This is a genomic window from Vibrio sp. IB15, assembly GCF_016406055.1.
Taxonomy (GTDB): domain Bacteria; phylum Pseudomonadota; class Gammaproteobacteria; order Enterobacterales; family Vibrionaceae; genus Vibrio; species Vibrio chagasii.
Genome location: NZ_JAEFCE010000153.1, coordinates 1 through 897 on the forward strand (window position 1 = coordinate 1; position 897 = coordinate 897).

An 897-nucleotide genomic window follows, 5' to 3' on the forward strand; every position below is an offset into this window, starting at 1 on the left:
TGTCGGGTGGACGACACTTGTTACCAAGTGCCGTCTCCCTTAGAACCCAGCGTGCAACTTTCACTGCACTAGGCTCAAGCCTCTACAAAGGCATCAAATGATACCCAGCAACTCATAAAGCAGATAGAGCAGGTTCAATCCAAGAATTACGAGCTGGCCTTTTGTGTTTCCTCTTTCCCAAGTATTCTTGGTATTGAGGGTCGAAAGGTGTCGCTGCGCTTCGGATCTTCACATGTCTTTCTATCGGCACTTTAGCTATTTGGAAAAGATTAAACTGGCAATCCATATCCTTTATCTTCTGCCAACCGTGAAACTGCCATTGGCCTCTTCGGTTGATGAAGTATTTTAAGGCGACCCAAGTTTTAGATTTTGTTGGATGTCGCCTTTTAGCCCAATGCCATAACGCATGAAATAGTTTGTGACCGACATAACTGAATACCTGTTTAGCTACGCAGTGGCGATAATAGTTCGACCACCCTCTAAGCTTTGGGTTAATCAATTTGATAAGGTCGTTCACCGGTAGGGTAACGTGCTTTTTGATGAGTCCGCGCAAGTTACTTAGGAACGTCAACGTGTTGGCCTTGCTCGGTTTGATGAGCAGTTTTCCTTTGTACTTCCTATGGTTGAACCCAAGGAAGTCAAAACCGTCGTTGATGTGAGTAATGTGCGTTTTCTCTTCGGATAACGTTAAGCCTCGTACCGCTAAAAAGTCAGCAATCAATGGTTTGATATCGTTCTCCAACACTTCCTTTGAAGCGCAGGTGACGACGAAATCGTCGGCATATCCAATAAAGTTAGCTCTTGCGCCTTTCTTAAGCGCGGTAGACTTAATGCGCTGTTCGAGACCCGATAACGTCATCAACATCAAGGTGGGGGATATAATCCCGCCTTGAGGCG

At 45.6% G+C, this 897-nt stretch carries 1 protein-coding gene; it reads right to left on the reverse strand.

Annotation, left to right across the window (positions count from 1 at the left end; translation table 11 throughout):
• Positions 1-112 precede the first annotated feature (112 nt).
• A partial coding sequence (locus JC606_RS23185; RefSeq protein WP_269819954.1) for a group II intron maturase-specific domain-containing protein occupies positions 113-897 on the reverse strand: 785 nt, incomplete at its 5' end.